The organism is Mesorhizobium sp. M0522 (genome assembly GCF_040321085.1).
Lineage (GTDB): Bacteria > Pseudomonadota > Alphaproteobacteria > Rhizobiales > Rhizobiaceae > Mesorhizobium.
In genome coordinates, this window is sequence record NZ_JAMYQW010000068.1 from 1 (window position 1) to 18,034 (window position 18,034).

The 18,034-nt window shown below is 62.5% G+C and carries 13 protein-coding genes and 2 pseudogenes; 8 read left to right on the plus strand and 7 right to left on the minus strand.

What is annotated here, in order from left to right; genetic code table 11:
* The first annotated feature begins 172 nt into the window (after positions 1–172).
* The 5 genes from NKI58_RS34300 to NKI58_RS34320 are packed head-to-tail and all read left to right on the plus strand — an operon-like array spanning position 173 to position 4,656.
* On the plus strand, positions 173–1,249 hold the full coding sequence (locus tag NKI58_RS34300) for a Gfo/Idh/MocA family protein (RefSeq protein ID WP_352457863.1): 1,077 nt from the start codon (positions 173–175) through the stop codon (positions 1,247–1,249).
* Entirely contained in the window at positions 1,249–2,067 is an 819-nt protein-coding gene (locus NKI58_RS34305) for a sugar phosphate isomerase/epimerase family protein (RefSeq protein WP_352789280.1), read from the plus strand. The genes NKI58_RS34300 and NKI58_RS34305 overlap by 1 nt, the downstream gene beginning before the upstream one ends.
* On the plus strand, positions 2,067–2,900 hold the full coding sequence (locus NKI58_RS34310; protein ID WP_352789283.1) for an alpha/beta fold hydrolase: 834 nt from the start codon (positions 2,067–2,069) through the stop codon (positions 2,898–2,900). The genes NKI58_RS34305 and NKI58_RS34310 overlap by 1 nt, the downstream gene beginning before the upstream one ends.
* Positions 2,897–3,619, plus strand: coding sequence for a ribulose-phosphate 3-epimerase (locus NKI58_RS34315; RefSeq protein WP_023680304.1), 723 nt, complete (start codon positions 2,897–2,899; stop codon positions 3,617–3,619). The genes NKI58_RS34310 and NKI58_RS34315 overlap by 4 nt, the downstream gene beginning before the upstream one ends.
* Positions 3,619–4,656: an ROK family protein gene (locus tag NKI58_RS34320; RefSeq protein WP_352457866.1), complete on the plus strand. Its 1,038-nt coding sequence runs from the start codon at positions 3,619–3,621 to the stop codon at positions 4,654–4,656. Before NKI58_RS34315 ends, NKI58_RS34320 begins: the two co-directional genes overlap by 1 nt.
* A 435-nt stretch (positions 4,657–5,091) precedes the next feature.
* On the opposite strand, the gene NKI58_RS34325 is transcribed toward NKI58_RS34320, so the two are convergent.
* From NKI58_RS34325 to NKI58_RS34350, 6 genes and pseudogenes are all read right to left on the minus strand, one after another.
* Entirely contained in the window at positions 5,092–5,865 is a 774-nt protein-coding gene (locus tag NKI58_RS34325; RefSeq protein WP_352789287.1) for an SDR family NAD(P)-dependent oxidoreductase, read from the minus strand.
* A 39-nt stretch (positions 5,866–5,904) separates the two neighbouring features.
* Positions 5,905–6,633, minus strand: a complete 729-nt coding sequence (locus tag NKI58_RS34330) for an SDR family oxidoreductase (protein WP_352569006.1) — start codon at positions 6,631–6,633, stop codon at positions 5,905–5,907.
* Positions 6,630–7,943, minus strand: coding sequence for a D-tagatose-bisphosphate aldolase, class II, non-catalytic subunit (locus NKI58_RS34335; RefSeq protein WP_352457868.1), 1,314 nt, complete (start codon positions 7,941–7,943; stop codon positions 6,630–6,632). The genes NKI58_RS34330 and NKI58_RS34335 overlap by 4 nt, the downstream gene beginning before the upstream one ends.
* Positions 7,940–8,941, minus strand: coding sequence for a tagatose kinase (locus tag NKI58_RS34340; protein WP_352569190.1), 1,002 nt, complete (start codon positions 8,939–8,941; stop codon positions 7,940–7,942). Before NKI58_RS34340 ends, NKI58_RS34335 begins: the two co-directional genes overlap by 4 nt.
* A gap of 258 nt (positions 8,942–9,199) precedes the next feature.
* The gene (locus NKI58_RS34345; RefSeq protein WP_352854449.1) at positions 9,200–10,432 is read right to left on the minus strand and encodes an ROK family transcriptional regulator; all 1,233 of its coding nucleotides are present in this window, start codon (positions 10,430–10,432) and stop codon (positions 9,200–9,202) included.
* 251 nt (positions 10,433–10,683) lie between these two features.
* Positions 10,684–11,569, minus strand: a pseudogene (locus NKI58_RS34350) (sugar phosphate isomerase/epimerase family protein).
* 856 nt (positions 11,570–12,425) lie between these two features.
* On the opposite strand from NKI58_RS34350, the gene metH reads away from it, so the two are divergent.
* Positions 12,426–16,235: a methionine synthase gene (gene metH, locus NKI58_RS34355; protein ID WP_352726271.1), complete on the plus strand. Its 3,810-nt coding sequence runs from the start codon at positions 12,426–12,428 to the stop codon at positions 16,233–16,235.
* A gap of 339 nt (positions 16,236–16,574) precedes the next feature.
* On the opposite strand, the gene NKI58_RS34360 is transcribed toward metH, so the two are convergent.
* Entirely contained in the window at positions 16,575–17,444 is an 870-nt protein-coding gene (locus tag NKI58_RS34360) for a LysR family transcriptional regulator (RefSeq protein WP_352587424.1), read from the minus strand.
* A 235-nt stretch (positions 17,445–17,679) separates the two neighbouring features.
* Here NKI58_RS34360 and NKI58_RS34365 point away from each other — a divergent pair, with 235 nt between their 5' ends.
* Together NKI58_RS34365 and NKI58_RS34370 are read left to right on the plus strand one after the other, a co-directional pair.
* Positions 17,680–17,835, plus strand: a complete 156-nt coding sequence (locus tag NKI58_RS34365; RefSeq protein WP_156937304.1) for a YjiS-like domain-containing protein — start codon at positions 17,680–17,682, stop codon at positions 17,833–17,835.
* Positions 17,836–17,845: 10 nt separating this feature from the next.
* A pseudogene (locus tag NKI58_RS34370) lies at positions 17,846–18,034 on the plus strand (aldo/keto reductase); the annotation flags it as partial.

The window sequence follows — 18,034 nt, forward strand, 5'->3', positions numbered from 1 at the left end:
GTTATCTCATCGGGGGATCGTGGGGTGGTGGTGTAGTCGGAGGTGCCTGGCCATGTTTTTATGGGTGGGTGTGGTGTTTCTTGTGATGGCGGTGGCGGGCTGCGGCTTGGGGGCCCCGCGGTCAAGACCAACCGCCAGACGATGCGCGGCTACGGCGCCTGAGGAAGAGACCATGATCCGCAAGCAAGACCGTCGCCTTCGTGTCGGTGTGCTCGGCTGCGGGCCGATCGCGCAATTTGCCCATCTGGAATCCTGCGTGAAAGCCAGGAATGCAGACCTCTATGCGATCTGCGATGCCGCTCCCGACCTGCTGGCGCGCATGGGCGCGACTTATGAGCCCGAAAAAATGTATGGCGACTACGATGAGATGCTCGCCGACCCTGAGCTGGAAGCGGTGATCGTTGCGACCTCGGACGCCTATCACGTTGCGATGTCGATCAAGGCGCTCGAGGCCGGCAAGCACGTGCTGTGCGAGAAGCCGATCGGCGTCTCGGTCGAGGAAGGTGAGACGCTCGCCGATGCGGTTAAGCGCTCCGGCAAGGTGCTGCAGGTCGGACATATGAAGCGCTTCGACCCGGCACTGGAAGCGGCGCGCGATTTCGTCCGCGACGAGATGGGCGAAATCCTGGCGCTGAAGGCCTGGTATTGCGATTCCACGCATCGCTACACCAACACCGACGCGGTCCAGCCGCTGCCCGTCACCAGCAAGCTGGCAAAGAAGCCGGCCGGCAATCCGAAGGCCGACCTCAGGCAGTATTTCATGCTCGCGCACGGCTCGCACCTTGTCGATACAGCACGCTTCCTCTGCGGCGAGATTGTCGCGGTGCGCGCCCGCCTCAATGAGCGTTTCGGCGCCTATTGCTGGTTCGTCGAAACTGAATTCGCCAATGGCGCGCTCGGCCATCTCGACCTCACCGTCGCCGTCCGCATGGACTGGCACGAAGGCTTTCAACTCTATGGCGAGAACGGCTCCGTGATCGCAAAGACCTTCAATCCCTGGTATTTCCGAGCGAGCGAGGTCGACATCTTTCACGAGAAGGATGCGACGGCGCGAAAGCCGCTTGGCGCCGATGGCCATTTCTTCAGGCGGCAACTCGAAGGCCTCGCCAACACGGTCCTCGACGGCGCGCCGCTGCGCGGCGCCGATGTCGAGGACGGCCTCGCCTCGATCCGCGCCATGGTGGCGATCGCCCGCTCGGTGGAGAGCGGGCTGCGCGTCGAGATCGCTGCCGTCACCGGAGCGGTCTGATGCAGGTCGGGGTGTTCGCCAGGACCTTCCCGGGCAGCGAGCCGGCCGGCGTGCTGGCGGCGGTGCGCGACGCGGGATTTGCCGTCACCCAGTTCAATCTTGCCTGCGCCGGCCTGCCGTCGATGCCGGATGCGGTACCTGACGGTGCCATCAGCGCCATCGCGGCAGCATCCGGTGCCTCCGGCGTCGCCCTGGTGGCGCTGTCGGGCACCTACAATATGGCCCATTCGGACAAAGCGGTGCGCGACGACGGCATGCGCCGGCTTGGCGTGGTCATCAAGGCCGCGGCGTCCCTTGCTGTTCCGCTCGTCACCCTGTGCACGGGAACGCGCAACGCGGACGATCAGTGGGCGTATCACCCCGACAACGCCGACCGTGAGGCATGGGACGACATGGCAGGCGAGATCGAAAAGGCGATTCAACTCGCCGAGCGTCATGGCGTCGATCTCGGCATCGAGCCCGAACAGGCCAACATCGTAACCTCGGCGCAGGATGCGATGCGCCTCATCGCCGAGATGGGCTCGAAGCGGTTGCGCGTCGTGCTCGATCCGGCCAACCTGTTCGAACAGGCGAGCCCCGAGGAAGCAAGCGCCATCGTGGCCGCCGCCGTCGAACGCACTGCCGGCCACGTCGCCATGGCGCATGCCAAGGACCGCTTTGCCGACGGGCGCTTTGCCACCGCCGGCAGGGGCGTCGTCGATTTCCCGGATTTCGTCGCCAGGCTGAAGTCATCAGGCTTTGACGGGCCGCTGGTCACGCATGGCCTCTCGGCCGAAGAGGCACCAGGGGTTGCTCGCTTCCTGATGGGGCTGACCTGATGGCGCGCCTGGCCGCTCTGCTTCGCGACGACGCCACGCTTCGGATTTCTGATAATGGCAACGGGCTTGCCGTCGTCTTCCAGCATGGGCTGGGCGGCGGCGAGGCGCAAATCGCCCAGGCTTTCCCGGCCGGTGCCGACTTGCGGCGCATCACGCTGGAATGCCGCGGGCACGGCGCCTCCGGACTGGGCAGCCGCCGTCCGTTTTCCCTGAGCATGTTCGCGGACGATGTAGTTGCCGCCGCCGATCAAGCCGGTCTCGAACGTTTCGTCGCCGGCGGCGTTTCCATGGGCGCCGCCATTGCCTTGCGCCTTGCCTGTCGCCACCCGGACCGCATCGCGGGTCTGCTGCTTGTACGCCCGGCCTGGATTTTCGACAGCGCGCCGGTGAACCTGCGGCCGATCGCCGAGGTCGCCGGTCTCATCCTCGACCACGGCCCCGACAAGGCCAGGACGATCTTCGCGCAATCGGAAACCGCCGAGCGCCTGCAGCGCCACGCGCCCGACAATCTCGCCTCATTATTCGGCTATTTCGACCGGCCGGACGCCGCGCCATTCGCGCAGGTCCTCGCCGACATCGCCGCCGACGGACCGGGCGTTTCTGAAAGCAACGCCGCTGCCCTTGGCGTCCCCACGCTGGTCATTGGCAACGCCATGGATGCGGTGCATCCGCTGCCGGCTGCGCGAACGCTTGCCACGGCGATCCCCGGCGCAACCTTTGCGGAAATCTCTCCCAAGGCGCTCGACAGCGTCAGGCATTTCGCCGAGCTGCAGGCTGAGATCACGACCTTCCTTCGCGCTCACTTCAACATCCGGAGCCTTGTCCCGTTATGACGACCAAATCCCTGTCCGGCCCCGCTGCCATCGCCGCCCTTCCGCGCAACCGGCTGCTCGGCGAGTTTTCGCTGTGGTCGGCCGACCTCGCCAATATGGAGCGCGACCTGAAGCGCATAGATCCGTTTGTCGACCTCCACCACATCGACGTCGCGGACGCCCGCTTCACCCCCGGCTTCCTGTTCTTTCCGGACCTGGTGGCGCGGATTGCCATGCTGACGGCAAAGCCGATCCATGTGCATTTGATGGTTGAAGCGGAGATCGTCGAGGAGCAGACGCGCCAATTCATCGAGGCCGGCGCCGATCTTGTCAGCGTCCATGCGGAAAACGGCGAGGCCGGCCTACGCGCCGCGCGGCTGGCGCGTGCGCTCGGCGTCGAGGCCGGGGTGGTGCTGAGACTGGAAACACCGGTGGCCGCGGTCAAACCTTTCCTGTCGCAAGTGGCTTTCGTGACGCTTCTCGGCACATCCATCGGCGTCAAGGGCCAGAGCCTGTCCGACCAGGCCGGCCCGCGCCTGATCGAGGCACGGGCGCTGATGCGAAAAGCAGGTCGAGAGAACGAAATCATCTTGGCTGCCGATGGCGGCATCCGCCACGAAACGGTGCCCCGCCTGCGCGCCGCCGGCGCCGAAACCGTGGTGCTCGGATCGCTGGCATTCGGCGACCCCGACCTTGCGCAGCGCATGGCCTGGCTGCATGGGCTGGAGATTGCCGCCTGATGACAAAGGTTGCGCTTGCCTTCGATCTCGGCGGAACGGAGCTGCGCGGCGCGCTGGTCGAGAGCGGCGGCCACGTGATCGCCCATGTTTCGGCCCCGACGATGGCGATCGCGGGATCGGAAGCGGTGATCGGCCAGATCATCGCGCTGGCCGGGGACCTTCTGACACAGCACCCACAGGCCAAGGTTGCCGGCATCGGCGTCGGCGCACCGGGGCCGCTCGACCCCAAGGCCGGGATCGTGATCGCACCGCCGACACTGGCTGGCTGGCACGACGTGCCCTTGATCGACATTCTCGGCAAGTATTTCGGTCTGCCGGTGCGGCTGGAGAACGACGCCAATGCCGCAGCACTCGGCGAATGGCGCTTCGGCGCCGGGCGTGGCACCGGGTCGATGGTGTTCGTCACCGTGTCGACTGGCATTGGCGGTGGCGTCGTTGCCGAGGGTCACGTCTATCATGGCCGGCGCGGGCTGGCGGCCGAGATCGGCCACATGACCATCACCGGCGAAGGAGACCGCTGCTTCTGCGGCGCCGTCGGCTGCTTCGAGGCGGTCGCCTCCGGAACCGCGCTCGGGCGGCGCGCCACGGCGCTGACGGCGCCGGGCGACGGCTCGCTGCTGCGGCGCCTTTCGGCCGACGGCGACATCTCGGCCAGGCACGTGGTCGATGCCGCGCGTGCAGGCGACGGGCGCGCGCGCACACTCATCGAGGCGGAGGCGAATTGGCTGGGCATCGGCTTCACCAATCTGCTTCATCTCTATTCGCCGGACCTGATCGTAATGGGTGGCGGTCTCGCCAACGGTTTCGACCTCTTGGCTCCAAGCATCAGGGCGGTCGTCGAGCAGCGGGCGATGCCCGCCTACCGGGACGTACCCATCGTGCCGGCGCAACTCGGCAATCAGGCCGGACTGATCGGCGCCGCCAGCCTGATCCTGTGGGAAGGCGAACCAGGCGCGCCGCTGGCGATGGCGCAAGATGACGAAAACAACAACGACACGACCAAACGTGCCGGTGCCCGGGAGGCAAGCCATGGCTGAGCTCAAGCTGAGCGGCGTGCGCAAATCCTACAGATCCGTCGAGGTCATTAGTCCACGACCAGGCGACTCTGCTCGACTACACCGCTGGAGGTGCGCGCCATCGCAATGGGCGCATACAAGCCTTCTGGTAGTCGCGGCGAGACTGCGAACTGCCCAGCGGCGGCATGACCGTTCGAAGCAGGGCTCGGCCAGCGTCGCCCGTGCGGAGGCGTCATTAATTTTGCTGACAGATTGCCGATCTACATTGGTCGGCGGTGCCTGGCGGGCGGCTCGACTGTTGGTTGGGGACAAGGATTTCGACGTGGTTCGCGCTGGCTGCGATCGGCGCCGAGGTTACCTAAGGCGATGTGCCGGCGGCCGAAGCCGCATCCACCTTCTCGAGCTCGAGCTTCGGTGAGAGAAGTGACCGGGAGGAAACTCTTGGCTGCTACGGTCCTACCAGCACGTAAATCCCCCATCGACGGGTACGACGGCTCCGGTCATCAAACTGGCCGCGTCGGAAGCGAGGAACAGGACAGCGCTGGCGACTTCGTGCGCCTGGCCCATGCGGCCCATTGGCGTGTCTCGCAACCACGCTTCTATACGCGGCGCGCTTTCCGGAATCGCCAGGACCATCGGCGTTTCGATGTAGGTTGGCGCCACCGCGTTAACCCGCACGCCATGAGGCGCCCATTCGGCGGCGATCGAGCGGGTCATGTGATGCACGGCCGCCTTGGAGACATTGTAAGGTGTTTGCGGCTGCGGCCGGTTGCAGATCGTGCCCGACATGGAACCCAGATTGACGATTGAGCCGCGGCCGGCCGCGATCATGTGGCGGCCGAAAGCGCGCGAGCACCAGAAGACGCCGTTGATGTTGACGTTCATCATCCACAGCCAGAGTTCATCACTGATATCTTCCGACGAAATGCCGCTGCTGCCGACGCCGGCATTGTTGACGAGAATCGAAGCCGGCGTGCCCCGAGTGGCGAGCGTGTCAGCAATCTCGCTCATCCTTGTTGACGAAGTGACGTCACCGAGCATCAGCTCGGCCGAGTAGCCTTTCGCAGTCAGTGCATCCCTGCCAGCACTGCCGATCTGCTCGTCGGGCTCTATGATGACCACATGCGCTCCGGACTCGCCCAACGCTTCGGCGCATGCGAGGCCAATACCTCTGCCTCCGCCGGTCACCACGGCGATCTCGTTGTCCACCCTGAAGCGCGCTTGATACATGGCCTACCTCCCCGAATTTCGATGCCGAGACGCTACGTGTCAAATGTCGAAGTTGGTCGGCAGAATGACGATATCGCGAATTGTCACCGTTCTCGGCCGGGTCAGCATGAACAGCAGGACTTCGGCAATTTCCTTCGGCTCAAACAGATTTCCGGCCGCCATCGCCCGGTCGAGGTTCTCCTTCGGCCAGTCGGCGACGAGGGGCGTCAGTACCGGTCCGGGGGCGATCGCGCCGACACGGATGCCGTGCTTCGCCACCTGTCGCCTCAGCGCATGGACGAACGCTTGAACTGCGTGCTTGGAAGCGGTGTAGATCGGCTCCCATGGTATTGCGGTATGGCCGGCAACGGAACTGGTGACGACAATGTCTCCCGTGCCCCGCTCGATCATGTGCGGCAGGACCGCATGGACCGTTCGGAATACGGCATTGACGTTCAGGTTCAGCATCCCGTCAAAGGCGTCCGGATCACCATCAATGAAATCGCCGCCGATATAGGCGCCGGCATTGGCATGGAAGGCGTCGAGGTGACCGACCTTGTCCAGAATGCCGGGCATCATGCCTGCCACGCTTTCCGGATTGGTGAGATCCACCCTCAAAGGAATCGCGTTCTCGCCGAGATCAGCAGCCAGGCTGCGCAGTTTCTCATCCGCATAGTCGATCAGGACCACGCGCGCGCCAGCATCGAGACAACCACGGACACAAGCAAGGCCGATACCCGATGCCGCGCCCGTGATTGCAATGACCTTTCCAGAGAGTTGTTCGCTCATCTTCGTCCTCCAGCCGTCGGGTTGCTTTCGGTGTTGAGTGCCTCGCCCGTGCAGGCGAAGCGGTACTCGTCCAGGCTGCGCTGGATCGAGGCGATCAGTAACGAGGTAGGCTCGAGCGGTTTGCCTGCAAACGCCTCGAATGCGGGCAGATGCTGGCGAAACAGCGTGAGCGGCACCGTCTTGCCGTGCAGGGCCGCGGTCAGGCTCGCGACCGCTGCTTCCGCCTCCGGCTGGTTCCAGTAATACCGGATGCGGTCCGAGAACGAGTAGTGGCGCTGGATGCGCTGTTCGGCTTCCGAGCCGTGATAGTGGCCCTGCCAATTGCCGGGTTTGGCCAGCATCAATCGCTCCATGGCCTGATAGAGTGGACGGGCTCCGTAGTCAGGCAAAAGATCGGTCGCGATAAGGTCCAGCGCGTAGAGCGCCTCACGCAGGACGAAGGTCAATTCCGGCCCCACTTTCAGGATCGGGAAGCCGTCCTCGACCAATTGGCGCAAATATGTTCGTCCCTGGTAGTCGGTTGAATGCGCCTCGTAGACCAGGCCAGGCTCCTGCTCGAGCAGCCGCGTCAGCCCGCGTGCCCTGGCGGAATCGTAAAGGACCACATTCTCATTGCCGAACTCCACACCGGGCTGGACCACCAGTGCGATGACGCGTGAGAACGCATCGGCCAAGCCTTGCTTCAGGAACAGGTCGCGATGAACATCGATCGTGTGCGTCGCCGCCGCTACGCTGGTCGGCTCAATGTCGCTGATTGCATGGTTGGCGCCGCCGGGCGTCGGCACCTCGGTGCCGATGATGTAGACCGGGGCCTCATCTCCTGCGGCGCGCGCCGCGCGCTCTGCCGCCAAGGCCAGCCGCGCTGCACGCTCCGCCGTTCTGGCGTCGTCGAGCGCGGCAGGCTCGCCGGCGCATCCCATCGAAGCATCGAGGTGGATCTTTCGAAAGCCGGCGGACACGTACGCCGTGACCATCTCTTCTGCCTTCGCCATCGCTGCGCCGGCATGTTCCCCGCGCCACGGATTTGGCCCAAGGTGATCCCCACCGAAGATGATCCTTTCCATCGGAAGCTTTTCTTCTGCCGATATGTGCTGGACGAGACGAACAAAATCGCTGGGCAGCATTCCGGTGTAGCCACCGAACTGGTTGACCTGGTTGCAGGTTGCTTCGATCACAAGCATGTCGGAGAAGCGTGCAGCATTGCGCGCTGCTGCCCGAATGACCAATGGATGCGCTGAGCAGACAGACGTGACGCCTATCGGCGAACCATTGCGCCGCGCCGCCGCCAGGCTTTTGAGGAGACCGGTCATCGAGCGTTTCTCGGGGTCACGGCGATGAATTCGTCAAGCTGCCGACGCGAGGCGGCACCTTCCATCGGACCTTGAATAGTAACGTTGCGGGCTCCCGCGGCATTGGCATACTCTAGGGCTTTGAACACAGGCATGCCGAGACGGCGGCAAGCGACGTAAGCGCCGCCGAAACAGTCGCCAGCGCCCGTCGGATCAATTTCCGCAACCCTGAACGCCGAGCAATCAATCCGCGAGCCGTCAGCACCGAAGAATGTTGATCCGTGTTCGCCGCGTTTAAGCGCAATCTCTGTCACACTGCGCCCAAAGAGCGCGATGACCGCGGCAGATTCACCATCAACTCCAGCTGCCATGAACAATTCGTCGCCGGAGGGCAGGATAAGGTCGGCGACATCGACGAGCTTGGCGAAGCGCTCCTGCGTCTGCCCGAGCCCGAGCAATTCCTTGCGCAAGTTCGGGTCAAGTGAAACGGAGCCGCCGCGCCGCTTGATGACGCCGATGGCATAATCCATCGTCTCCCAGATACCCGGGATGGCAAAAGCGCTACCCATGACGTGGAGGTGTCCAGCCCGCTCGAAGAGCGCCTTCGCTTCAACCGTCAGGCTCACCAGGGCCGCCGCCGATTTTCCGATGTTGAAGACAAAGTCGCGCGAGCCGTCATTGCGATAGCGAACAAACGCGCTTCCGGTCGGATAATCCTGGCTGACCGAGATGGCCGATACGTCCACGCCGTCAGACCGGAGCCGCTCGATGTTGATGCGGCCGAAATCGTCATCGCCGACCGAGGCGACAATTGCCGCCGACCCGCCGATCTTGGCGCATTGATCGATGAAAATCGCCGGCGCGCCGCTGGGAAAGGGGCCGATAAGCTCTATCGGCTCGAGAAAGCCGTCGCCGCGACTTTTAGCCATGATCTCCACCAGGATCTCGCCGATGACCACCGTCGGCCCTAGTGCGTTGGGTGCGAGCTTGGTCTGACTTAAAATCGCATCTGCGGGCATCATACAACTCGGCTAGCGCACATCTTTTGACTGGAGCACGCGCCTGGAGGTTGCGGCCGCTCGCTCCACAGCGAACGACAACCCGAGACGGCCACGATGGGAATGCGGGATGCTCCTCCAGAGGCTACATTAATTAAGTTTGTCGCTTTATGCAACATATTAATCAATCGAGACGGACACGCCACAATGGCGTTCTAAATCGCGATCAGACGGGTAGCCCGAGCAGCAGCATCGGTTCGGCAGTGCCGAACCTGGACATTAGTCTTCGTCTTCCTCTGCCCCTTCGAGTTCCGCCGTACCGTCGCCGAAACGCTGGCTTTGCAGAGACAAGTATCGCTGATGTAACATGCAGGCCGCACCGAAGGCGGAACCGACAGTTCCTTCATCATTCATTGTGATCGATGGGAACGGGAAACTGGATTCCTGTATGGCATGGATGTGTGCAGCGACCCTGGCAGCCATCAAGGGATAGAGTGCGGCGACCGAACCGCCTAGCACGATCTTGTCGGCGTCGATGATTCGGCAAGTCTGCACCAGGCCTATTGCCAAAGCCCTTGCCCAGTCCTCGGCTGTTGAGACGGCGCTGGGCAACCGGTTTTGGACATCGGAAAGGAAGTTGCCGAATGTCGGATCACTGAGGGCGGAGGTCTTGCGATAATCGGCCATAATGTTTTCAAGGCCGATTAGTTGTTCGAGATTGCGGCGCGGGCCTGGCGCGTCGCTGATAATCAAGTGCCCAATCTCCCCCGCCAGCCCGTTGGCGCCGCGAAAAAGGCTGCCGTCAACGATAATGCCGCCGCCGACACCGCTCTCCATAACGAGAAAAAGCGTGACGCCGGAATGCACCTCGCTGCGCCCGTAAGTCGCGCCGATCGCGAATGCGTTGGCATCGTTCTCGGCAAGGACCGGAACACGAATCGGCAGGGCGTCTCTCACCAGCTTTGCAAGGTGAACATTTCGCCAGCCGAGAAGCGGCGCAAAGTGGACGAAGCCATTCTTATCCATTTGCGCCGGGGTTGATACGCCAACGCCTTCACATCGCTCCAGTTTTGACACAGGAATAGATTGGAGAGCCAGCCTCACGGCGCGGTCGACCGCGGCCTCTACGCTGATCGACGGACCATCAAACGGTTCCACATTCGTCGAAACGATATTGGTTCCAAGATCGATCTCTACCGTACTGATATGCTCGACACCGATCTCGACCCCAAGGAAGAAAATAGCATCCGGCACAAGCTCCAGCATGATGCCGGGACGGCCGGCTCGGGCATAGCCCGCTTGTTCAGGCAGATCCTCAATTGCTTCGCGCACCAGACCGTCAGCCGTCAGGCTCGCGATGATATGCCCCGACGAAGAGCGGTTAAGCCGTAACTTGCGCGCGAGTTCGGCTCGAGTGAGACGTCCAAATTGATGAAGGGCTCTTAGAGCCGCCACTTCATTGTTTTGTCGAATCCTGCGATTTGAACTGGCGGTCAGCGCCGGGTCATTCACTTAGGTCTCTCCAGGTTACCTGCGGTCCGCAAGCCGAACGCAACCACAACGCGCTCACTTGGTACACGCCGCGCAGGCGTGCAGCAACTGGCGCGATCTTATTGAACGCGCATCCCCCGAAGCTTCTGTCTCACGGATCCGAGGCTGCCGATGAACAGCGAAAAAACCGCAGCACTACAGCGCTGAAGACCGCGGAGCAGGGCGCCTTAGGCAGAGGGTCCGCACTGCCGCACAATCAGATTATCCTCGACTTATGGACGGGCATTCGTCGTTCGCCGACGAACCGCCTCTTGCATTTTCAGGTCGATGAAGGCCTTGGCGTGCTTTGCCAACGGCATGTTCTCGGTCCAGGTATCGCGCCATATGGCGCATGCGAGGGACAGACCCTCATCGACCACGGCGCTGGAGAACGATTCAAAGGTGATGTCGCGGTTATAGCCGATGTCTAGCAGCGCGTCGAAGATGCGATCGAAATCGATCACTCCATCGCCGAGGTAGCCGCGATTGCTTTCGCCGATGTGAAAATAGCCGATCTTGTCGCCGGCCAGACGAATGGCCGCCGCTGGATTGGCCTCTTCGATGTTCATATGAAACGTGTCGAGATGGAGCGTGACGTGATCGGAGCCGGTCGCCTTGATGAAGTCGAGGCCCTGAGCCGCCGTGTTCAAGAGATTCGTCTCGAACCGGTTTGACGACCTCCAGGACCAGATCGACGCCGGCCTTCTTTGCTGCGTCAGCCGTCTTGGCAATGGCTGCAATGCTGTTCTTGCGGCCGCGATCACTCGGCATTGTCGAGTATTTCGTATGCGCGGAATAGAGAATGCCCCCGAGCTTAGTGCCGCCGATGTCCCGCACCGCCGCGACTGCATTCGCGAGTAATTCCTCACCTGCCTTCACGACAGCGCCGTCCTCGCTCGACACATCGGCGCCCAAGGGCAGGCCCATGGTGAGGGCGATTTCGAGATCTAACGACTGAGCCTTCTTGGCGAGGCGATGGATGTCGAACTTTTCGGGTTGAAGATACGCAAACTCGATCAGCCGGTAACCGCACGCAGCCGAATTCTCCATCGCTTCTTCAAGCATGGCCTGATTGCCACCGCCGGTCCATACGAACGAATGAATGCCCAATCTGCGCATCGGCTGTTTCCTCCTGGGTACTGGCGATTCTATAAATGTTGACAAGGACAACAAAAATGCCCCCATCGTGACAAATGTCAAGGTCCTCGACGGCGCAACCAATGCTTGTGCGCGCGGCAACTCCTAACCGGATCGAGCATCATCCACGCAAATATGCCGAGGACAATACGCGGAATCCCGGGGCCGCTGCCTCGGCGGGTTTTTTGGCTTGACAGAATTCCCGTACCGTTTAATTTGGCGCCAAGAACAACATATAACGCTGCCAACCAGCGAAACGTGGAGGAGGAAATTAACTTGCCCTGATCCAATTTCTCCGCTCTTCGCGACAGATTGGCTGATAGCGCTCTTCTGTGCTCGTTCGCATGAATATGGCCAACTCGGTCCGTGAGTTGAGACCAAGCCGGCAATTCGAAACAGCAGAAAATGTTGCCTCCCAAGGCCAGCACCTGACGGGAGTTTTCTGCTCGGGTGCGGGCACGAAAAGCGATGAATCTTCATAGGGCCAGTGCCCGTGCGCTGGCGTCTTAAATTTGGATCAAGCCGGGAGGCGCCACCGGGCCGATTGGAGGAAATCGCGGAGGCGGGGCCCCCACAATGCCTTTGATGGCCAGGAGGTTTCCGGTCTGGCGAGAAGGAACATTGCCATGACTGCGAAATGACGGACTGACATTCAAGATTCTTTGGAGGAGTGAAAGATGAGACATGAACTCGGAATAGGCCTTGCCGCATTGGCAGTGGGGCTAATGACCAGCGTGATGCCTGCCATGACGTATCAAAGGTTACGATGAGCACATCATATTTTGACATAAAGATATGTTTATGTCACGGTGTGTGATCTTGGAAGCCGAGGCTCACCGTGGTGCATTCTGAATCCTCCTTGGATTCCCTTTTCGGACCCGTTGTCGCCAAGGCGGATGGATCGGAGATTCGTTCTGCCTTGGAATCGGCCGCGCGCGAACGAATCCTCATCCTCGACGGCGCGATGGGCACGCAGATCCAGGGGCATGGCTTCAACGAGGAACAGTTCCGCGGCGACAAGTTCGTCGGCTGCGCCTGCCATCAACAGGGCAACAACGACCTGCTGATCCTGACGCAGCCGAAAGCGATCGAGGAAATCCACTACCAGTACGCGATTGCCGGCGCCGACATCATCGAGACCAACACCTTCTCCTCCACGTCGATCGCCCAGGCCGATTACGGCATGGAGGATGCGGTCTATGACCTGAACCGGGACGGTGCCCGTCTGGTGCGGCGGGCCTGCATTCGCGCCCAACAGGAAGACGGCAAGCGACGCTTCGTCGCCGGCGCGCTGGGACCGACCAACCGCACCGCCTCGATGTCGCCGGACGTCAACAACCCCGGCTATCGCGCCGTCAACTTCGACGATCTGCGCATCGCCTATGGCGAGCAGTTGCGCGGCCTGATCGACGGCGGCGCCGACATCATCCTGATCGAGACGATCTTCGACACGCTGAACGCCAAGGCGGCGATCTTCGCCTGCAACGAGATCTTCCTCGAAAAGGGCGTGCATCTTCCGGTCATGATCTCAGGCACGATCACCGACCTGTCGGGCCGCACGCTGTCGGGCCAGACACCGACGGCCTTCTGGCATTCGATCCGCCACGCCAGTCCGTTCACGGTCGGCCTCAACTGCGCGCTCGGCGCCAACGCCATGCGCGCACATGTCGCCGAGATTTCCGGCGTCGCCAACACCTTCACCTGTGCCTATCCCAATGCCGGCCTGCCCAACGAGTTCGGCCGCTACGACGAGAGCCCGGAATTCATGGCGGCGCAGATCGAGGGTTTTGCGCGCGAGGGACTGGTCAATGTCGTCGGCGGCTGCTGCGGCTCGACGCCGGATCACATCCGCGCCATCGCAGCGGCAGTGAGGAAATATCCGCCGCGCGCCATTCCGGAGATCGAGCGCAAAATGCGCCTGTCAGGTCTGGAACCCTTCACGCTCACCAAGGAAATTCCGTTCGTCAATGTCGGCGAGCGCACCAACGTCACCGGCTCGGCGAAATTCAGGAAACTGATCACCGCCGGCGACTACCCTGCCGCCCTCGACATCGCGCGCGATCAGGTCTCCAACGGTGCCCAGATCATCGACATCAACATGGACGAGGGCCTGATCGATTCGAAGAAGGCGATGGTCGAGTATTTCAACCTGATCGCCGCCGAGCCGGATATCGCCCGCGTGCCGGTGATGATCGACAGTTCGAAATGGGAGATCATCGAGGCTGGCTTGAAATGCATGCAGGGCAAGCCGCTGGTCAATTCCATCTCGATGAAGGAAGGCGAGGAAGCTTTTCTCCACCATGCGAAACTCGTCCGCGCGTATGGCGCGGCGGTCGTCGTCATGGCGTTCGACGAGGAAGGCCAGGCGGACACGCAGGCGCGAAAAGTCGCCATCTGCACCCGCGCTTACAAGCTCCTGACCGAGCAGGCCGGCTTCCCGCCGGAAGACATCGTTTTCGACCCGAACATCTTCGCCATCGCCACCGGCATCGACGAGCACAACAATTACGGGGTCGACTTCATCGAGGCGACGCGGGAAATCATCCAGACCCTACCTCACGTCCACATTTCGGGTGGCGTCTCGAACCTGTCCTTCTCGTTTCGCGGCAACGAACCGGTGCGCGAGGCCATGCATGCCGTGTTCCTCTATCACGCCATCCAGGCCGGCATGGACATGGGCATCGTCAATGCCGGCCAACTTGCAGTCTACGAATCGATCGATCCGGAACTGCGCGAAGCCTGCGAGGACGTCGTCAACAACCGCCAGCCGGCGGGCGGCGGCAGCGCCACCGAGCGGATGCTGGAACTTGCCGAGCGCTTCAAGGGAACCGCCGGCAAGGAGGCCAAGGAACGCGATCTCGCCTGGCGGGAGTGGACTGTCGACAAGCGCATTTCGCATGCGCTGGTCAACGGCATCACCGAGTTCATCGACGCCGATACCGACGAGGCGCGGCTTGCCGCCGAGCGGCCGCTCCATGTCATCGAGGGCCCGCTGATGGCCGGCATGAACGTCGTCGGCGACCTGTTCGGTGCCGGAAAGATGTTCCTGCCGCAAGTGGTCAAGTCCGCGCGCGTGATGAAACAGGCGGTCGCCGGGCTGCTGCCGCACATGGAAGCCGAGAAGCTGGCCAACGCCGCCAATGGCATCGACACCGGCGAACGCCAGACCGCCGGAAAAATCCTGATGGCGACGGTCAAGGGCGACGTCCATGACATCGGCAAGAACATCGTCGGCGTCGTGCTCGCCTGCAACAACTACGAGATCATCGATCTAGGCGTCATGGTGCCAGCGACTAAGATTCTGCGGACGGCGCGCGAGCAAAACGTCGACATCATCGGCCTCTCCGGCCTGATCACGCCGTCGCTCGACGAGATGGCGCATGTCGCCTCCGAAATGGAGCGCGAAGGTTTCGACATTCCGTTGCTGATTGGCGGGGCGACGACCAGCCGCGTTCACACGGCGGTCAAGATCCACCCGCGCTATGAGCGCGGCCAGACGGTCTACGTCACAGATGCCAGCCGCGCCGTTGGCGTCGTCTCGTCATTGCTGTCCCACCAGGCAAAGGGCGACTATGTCGATACGGTACGCGCCGAGTACCGCAAGGTGGCGGACGCGCATGCGCGTAGTGAAGCCGACAAGCTGCGCCTTCCGCTCGCCAGGGCAAGGGCAAACGCCCACAAGATCGACTGGTCGGGCTATGTCCCGCAAAACCCCTCCTTCCTTGGGCTGAAGGTTTTCGAGACCTGGGACCTCGCCGAACTCGCCCGCTACATCGACTGGACGCCGTTCTTCCAGACCTGGGAGATGAGGGGGCGCTATCCGAAGATTCTCGAAGACGAGGCACAGGGGCCGGCGGCGCGCCAGCTGTTCGAGGATGCACAAGCGGTGCTGAAGCAGATCATCGCGGAACAATGGTTCGCACCGAAGGGCGTGATCGGCTTCTGGCCGGCCAATGCCGTCGGCGACGACATCAGGCTTTTCACCGACGACACGCGTTCGCAAGAGCTGGCGACCTTCTTCACGCTGCGCCAGCAACTGACCAAGCGCGACGGCAAGGCCAACGTCGCCCTGTCGGATTTCGTCGCGCCGCTCGAAAGTGGCAAGGCGGATTATCTCGGCGGCTTCATCGTGACCGCCGGCATCGAGGAAGTGGCGATCGCCGAGCGCTTCGAGCGGGCCAATGACGATTATTCCTCGATAATGGTGAAGGCGCTCGCCGACCGCTTCGCCGAAGCCTTCGCCGAGCGGCTGCACGAGCGTGTCCGAAAAGAGTTGTGGGGCTATGCGCCGGACGAGAACCTGGCCCCGGAGGATCTGATCGGCGAACCCTATTGCGGCATCAGGCCGGCGCCCGGCTATCCGGCGCAGCCCGACCATACCGAGAAGGCGACGCTGTTCAGGCTGCTCGACGGCGAACGCAACGCAGGGGTCACCTTGACCGAAAGCTATGCCATGTGGCCCGGCTCGTCGGTCTCCGGCATCTATCTCGCCCATCCGGAAAGCTATTATTTCGGGGTGGCCAAGATCGAGCGCGATCAGGTGGAGGACTATGCACGGCGCAAAGACATGTCAATTTCGGAGGTCGAGCAGTGGCTCGGGCCCATCCTGAATTACATCCCAGTGCAGGTCGCTGAGGCCGCTGAATAGATTGTCGGCGTACCAGCTTCAAAGTGGAATTCGTCCTGTATTCAAGCCTTGCCGGGCGCGCCGCTCACCCACTGGGCGGCAGGCGGCAAGAAGATGCAGAGATGGCGAAAATCCTAGGCATCTCCATAGCAGGAGTATGGGACGCGGTGAGCATTCCCGCAACAAGTCTGGACGGAAGCTGACAATGAAACCAATCGCTTAGACCCGCTAGCTAGCGGTCGAGAACCGGTGTCGGATTCGGTCGACGCGCATCACGGCCAAGGCCTGACGGCGCTGGAGCCCGGCCAGGGCATGAGTGCCAGCGTGCGGCTCCACTGGCGGCCGATCGATGCCTGAGGCTTACCGGATCGGCGTCTCGCCGCGAAACAGCGGCTGGTGCGCCCGCATCAAGGCGGCGATCCGGTCGGCGACTTTCCGTACCGGCGGGGAGTGACGTTCCTCGTGATGGGTGACGATCCATTGGTCGGTTTCAAGTTCGGGGATAGGCTGAGCAACGCGAACCAGCCGCGGATCGCCGTCACCGACGAAGCACGGAAAGACCGAAAGGCCGGCGCCGGCGGCCACCAGTTCGCGCACCGAATGGGTGTTGTTGCCGCGTACGGCGATGCGGTCGCCGTGATGGGCTTGCAGCCAGCGCGCCGAGGCAATGTTTGCGCCTTCGCCGGTGACGCCGACGAACAATCCGGCGGCGATGCCGTTGATCAGGTGACGTCCGGAATAAATGGCGTGGGCGACCTTGCCGCTCTGACGGCCGGCCAGCCACTGCTCGGTCGGGCGCTCGCTGCGGATGCCGATGTCGGCGGCACGGCGGCCGATGTCGACCCGGTCGGTGGTGGTGACAAGCTCTACCCTTATGCCGTCATCGACCGTCCAGATCTCGCCGATATGGGCGGAAACGAAGGCCGAGGTCCATGGCCCGGCCGAGATGCGGACAATGCGGTCGGGCAGGTTTCCCTCGCGCCAGCGGGTCAGCGACTGCATTGCCGCCTCGACGTCTTCGGCGCGCCGCAGCAGTTCCTCGCCGACCGGGGTCAGCCGGTAGCCGGTCTGCTGGCGCACGAATAGAGGTTCGCCGATCTGCTTTTCGAGCGCGGTGACGCGTCGTCCAAGGGTGGCTGCGCTGAGGCGCGTGGTTCCCGTCGCTGCGCTCAAGCCACCCAGCCGCGCAACGTCGAGAAACAACCTCAGATCGTCCCAGCCGATATCCATTTTGCAGAAATGAAAAACTCCTTGCGACCGTGGCTGTAGCGCAAAGCGGGCATCGTGCGCAAGTATGCAGGCATTGGAGGCGTTGGACAATCCTGCCTGGCGGGACAGGGACAAGCGCCTCGGCTGGCCAAGAAGCGAACTGAACCCTTTCGATCGCGCATGCGATTGGCGCAGAGGTTTTGCGCTTCCGACCAACCCAGGCGCGCAGGCATTCTGCGTACCAAAGGAGACGATCATGTTGGATGAACTTCGATACCGTTTCGCCCGCTGGATTGCCTATCGCCAGACGCTTGCGAGCTTGAGGCAGGCCCGGGACAGCACACTGGCGGATGCCGGCATTTCTCGCGAAGAGATCCGCGAGCGTGCCCGCCACGCCAGCTTGCGTCGTTGAGGAGCCGGGCATGCAGATGATGATGCTTTGGGATGGCCGCTCGGTACCGCGCATCGGCATCGGCACCTGGGCGGCGGGTGGCCCCGCGCGTTGGCGTGACACGGCGACAATCTATGGCGAGGTCGACGATATCAGGTCGCAAGCCGCGCTGGCGATGGCTTATGAGATCGGCGCGCGGGTGTTCGACACGGCTGCCGCC